The organism is Bacillus hominis (assembly GCF_018332515.1).
Taxonomy (GTDB): Bacteria; Bacillota; Bacilli; order Bacillales; family Bacillaceae_G; genus Bacillus_A; species Bacillus_A hominis.
Genome location: NZ_BOQD01000376.1, coordinates 1 through 3,985, shown reverse-complemented (window position 1 = coordinate 3,985; position 3,985 = coordinate 1). Strand labels below are relative to the sequence as shown.

Below are 3,985 nucleotides of genomic sequence, written 5' to 3'. Positions count from 1 at the left end.
ATTCGGTGGTCATAACGCAGTATTAGTATTTAAAGCATATAAGTAATAGATAAAATAAGGTGTTTTTTCGTAACATATTACGAAAAAATACCTTATTTATTTTTACGTTCCTTTCTGTTTTCGCATATATATAAGAAAAGGAGGGAGGAAGATGGGGGTTGTTGAAACGGCAGAATGGTTACATCTGTATTATGGACGCCCAGAAAAGCTTTGCGAGAAATTTACAAAGTATATTCCATTGCCAAAAGAAAGGCTGTATCGATTTCTAATCTCTAAAGGGATGTATCGCCCAGTAATGAGGGGAGAACAGGAAATTAAAGAGTTAGAGAAAAAAGAAATTTGGAAAGAACTTAGCATGGAGTATGAAAAATTAAAAAGTTGGCTAAACGGTCCAGATATCCCTATTTTTATTTTGTTATCAGATTCATATAATCGAACTGTACAAAAAGAGTATAACGGGAAGGCTGGATTATCTATGCGTCACGTTATTTTCTTGTTCGTATGTGGACGAAATTCGATAGAAGAATTAAAAGCATTATTAACGCACGAATATCATCACATATGTAGGTTACATCAATTTGATACGAAAGAAACGGAGTATACATTGCTTGATACGATGATTATGGAAGGTTTAGCTGAACAGGCCGTGAGGGAAAGGCATACAGAAAAAAGTAATGCACCATGGACGATGTACCTTTCGAAAGAAGAAGCGCTTTATTATTGGCGAAACGTTGTACACGAAAGAATAACGATAAAACGTGGAACAAGGGAGCATGACATTTTATTAAATGGACTTCATTCCTATCCGAAAATGCTTGGCTATGCACTCGGATTTCATATTGTGAAAGACTGTGTAGCATTTGAAGGAGAAAATACACTATCTTTATTATCTATAGATGCAAAAGAAATCTTGAATAAAGCAAATACATTTAATGTGTAATGAAAAAACAGGAGCTCTTATCTCCTGTTTTTTTTAGTTAATAGGAGAAAAAATAATAATTAGAATATATTTCCTCAAGTGGAATAAAGTTAAGCAAAAATGAACATAATGATTGGTACAAACCTTAGTGAAGTGAGGGGTAGAGAATGTTATATCTGCATGATGTATGGGTAAATTGGTTTGAAGGTGAAGAGAATGGGTATAACGTTTGTCATTTTTACGAATGGCGGAAAGATGATACGATTGAGCTATTAGATCAAGTGCCATTATTAAAAGTAGATTCCACATTATATCATTACATCGAGGACGAATTGTTAGAGCTTCCGCAAAAGTTATTGGAAGACGTACATCATAAGGCTTATATTCGTAAAAATCACGAACGTTTGCAACAAGAGTATTGTTTTGTAGTTACAGATGGAAAAGGAATTATTGCAATTGATTCAATCGGCTACAATGTGCCGATTCGAAAAAGTAGGCTAATACCGCGTCAAGAACAGATGGTATACGAGATGGTAGAAAATGTGCAAGCAGAAAAGTATGAGTTCCAAGTGGAAGAGATTGAAAAAGAACATCATATTTTATCACCATCGCCTTTCATTATGAATGGCCTAACTCGTAAAGAAAGACAGTTAAAACAATTATTATTTATGGCGTTAGATCAATTACATACAACGAAAAATCCAGCTGAAATTCGCTATTGGTTCACGGAGTGGGATCCATCAGCATACGGAATGGTTCAACATATGGAGTTTGAAGATGTTTGGACTAAGCTTTATGATGAAGCGAAAACTGGATGGTCTGAAAAGCACGAGCAATTATGTGAGCGCCTTGTAAAAGGACAACCGTTTTTCGAAAAGTTATGGGAAATGGAAAATGAGCAGAAGGTAAATTAAAAAAACCGCCAATTGGCGGTTTTTTTATATGGAGTCGGCAAGCTCTTCGTGTATAAGAACCTTCCGCATAAGAAGGCAAAAAGCGCCTTTTATGCGAAAGAACCTTAGCCAGTCAGAGCTGAACGAGCCGCTTCCGCTTTATATGAAATCCAGCTCCAGCGGCAAGAATGTTCGGTGGCTTCGCGCCTTCCAGCGAGGCAAAAAGCGCCTCTACGTCAGGAGCTCCATCCCCCTCACATTCTGGGCGAGCCGCTTCCGCTTTTTAAGTTACCTACGTTTTCTGCTTAGTCCCATTGCGTTTTCTACTTTGCGTAGTTGTTTGAATGCAACGTGGTTTGCTTTTTCGGCACCTTTGTCTAGAATTTCGTCTAGTTCTGGGGAGTTGATTAGTTCGTTATATTTGTCTTGGATTGGACGAATTGCTTCTACAACTACTTTTGCTAGGTCACCTTTGAAGTCGCCGTATCCTTTTCCTTCGTACATTGCTTCTATTTCTTCCACTGTTTTTCCTGAGAATGAAGAGTAGATTGTTAATAAGTTAGCAATACCAGGTTTGTTTTCTTTATCAAATTTAACGATACCGTCAGAGTCAGTTACGGCACTTTTAATTTTCTTTTCGATTGTTTTTGGATCATCAAGCATGCTGATCATTGATTTTGGATTTGGATCAGATTTGCTCATTTTTTTCGTAGGTTCTGTTAATGACATAACGCGTGCCCCTACTTTTGGAATGCGAATTTCAGGAATCGTGAACACTTCGCGGAAACGTTTGTTGAAGCGCTCTGCTAGGTCGCGTGTTAATTCCATATGTTGTTTTTGGTCATCACCAACAGGCACGATTTCTGTGTTGTAAAGTAAAATATCAGCAGCCATTAATGGTGGATACGTAAGTAATCCAGCTGGAACTGAATCTCTACCAGATGCTTTATCTTTATATTGTGTCATACGCTCTAATTCTCCAACGTACGCAACAGATTGCATAATCCATCCTAGTTGAGCGTGTGCTGGCACTTCTGATTGTACAAATAAAGTAGCTTTTTCAGGATCGATGCCGCATGCAACGTATAGCGCAGCAAGGCTGCGAATGTTTTTGCGAAGCCCTGCAGGGTCTTGAGGTACTGTAATCGCATGTTGGTTTACAATACAGAAATAACAGTCGTGTTCGTTTTGAAGCTCTGTAAATTGCTTCATAGCTCCTAAATAGTTTCCAAGTGTAATTGTTCCACTTGGCTGAATACCAGAAAAGATAACTGACATAAGTAATTCCTCCTAAAATTGAATGTGCGATGGGGAAGAGAAGGCATACAAAAAAGCCCATTCATCCCAAATTACATAGGGACGAATGGACCGCGGTACCACCCTAATTATTTCACAGCTGTGAAATCTCTCAAGATCCATAATAACGTCTGGATATAACGCCAAAGCCTACTACTTTCGGTTCGGTTTGGTGCTCAAAAGCCCATTCCATACTGTACAATTACTTGTTCACACCAGCCACAAGCTCTCTGAAATTGCCCCAATATGTACTCTTCTTTATCATCGCATACATATAAATTTATTTATTGTTAACTGAGCCCTTTTAATATGAAAGAACTAAAGTTTTATAACAAAATGTTTTGCTGATTATTATATCATATGGAATAGTGTTTGCAAACTACATCAAAATAGTAAAGCTAATGAGGGTCGAGAACAACCCAAGTACGATACCAGTAATACAAATCGGATACGTCCATTTGAATGAATATGTTTTATAAATACGTTCTTTCTTATCGATAGGTTCCTCAGCTTCTTCAATTAAAGAGTCAATCTTTTTGTTCGTACCAAATACTCTTTGGAATGCGTAAATTGTTACGTTAAAAAATCCATTTTGAAAGATGTATAAAAAACCACCTATAAGAATAAAAAACAATGCGATATAGAATGAGATGTTGACAAAATTCAACAAAAACTGAGATGAAACGAGGGATGCGCCCACACTAGCAGCGATTATCGCTACAAAAAATAGTATACAAGTATGAAAAAAAACTTTATTCAAAATATTCCCCTCCGTCAAAATATTACTAGAATTATTATACTATAAAAGTTATAATAAGTAATATAAATAATTTTTTGAAAATTGCATGTAATTGAAGTTCTAATTTCAAGATGATGG

The 3,985-nt window shown here is 36.6% G+C and carries 4 protein-coding genes and 1 other annotated feature; of the genes, 2 read left to right on the top strand and 2 right to left on the bottom strand.

Annotated elements, in window-relative coordinates:
• The first annotated feature begins 151 nt into the window (after positions 1-151).
• Together KI356_RS25190 and KI356_RS25185 are read left to right on the top strand one after the other, a co-directional pair.
• Positions 152-940, top strand: a complete 789-nt coding sequence (locus KI356_RS25190; protein WP_128282153.1) for a DUF2268 domain-containing putative Zn-dependent protease — start codon at positions 152-154, stop codon at positions 938-940.
• A 146-nt stretch (positions 941-1,086) separates the two neighbouring features.
• Positions 1,087-1,833 (top strand): YjbA family protein, encoded by a 747-nt coding sequence (locus KI356_RS25185; RefSeq protein WP_002117017.1) that lies wholly within the window; start codon positions 1,087-1,089, stop codon positions 1,831-1,833.
• Positions 1,834-2,100: 267 nt separating this feature from the next.
• Here the strand turns inward: KI356_RS25185 and trpS are convergent, their stop codons facing one another.
• Positions 2,101-3,090, bottom strand: coding sequence for a tryptophan--tRNA ligase (gene trpS / locus KI356_RS25180; protein WP_128282154.1), 990 nt, complete (start codon positions 3,088-3,090; stop codon positions 2,101-2,103).
• Positions 3,091-3,164: 74 nt separating this feature from the next.
• Positions 3,165-3,382, bottom strand: a binding site (T-box leader).
• A gap of 105 nt (positions 3,383-3,487) precedes the next feature.
• Complete coding sequence (locus tag KI356_RS25175) at positions 3,488-3,868, bottom strand: DUF3899 domain-containing protein (protein ID WP_002117022.1); 381 nt, start codon at positions 3,866-3,868, stop codon at positions 3,488-3,490.
• Positions 3,869-3,985 lie beyond the last annotated feature (117 nt).

Coding starts and splice junctions, on each gene's coding strand:
- KI356_RS25190 (WP_128282153.1), top strand. CDS start 152: ATGGGGGTTGTTGAAACGGCAGAATGGTTACATCTGTATTATGGACGC.
- KI356_RS25185 (WP_002117017.1), top strand. CDS start 1,087: ATGTTATATCTGCATGATGTATGGGTAAATTGGTTTGAAGGTGAAGAG.
- trpS (WP_128282154.1), bottom strand. CDS start 3,090: ATGTCAGTTATCTTTTCTGGTATTCAGCCAAGTGGAACAATTACACTT.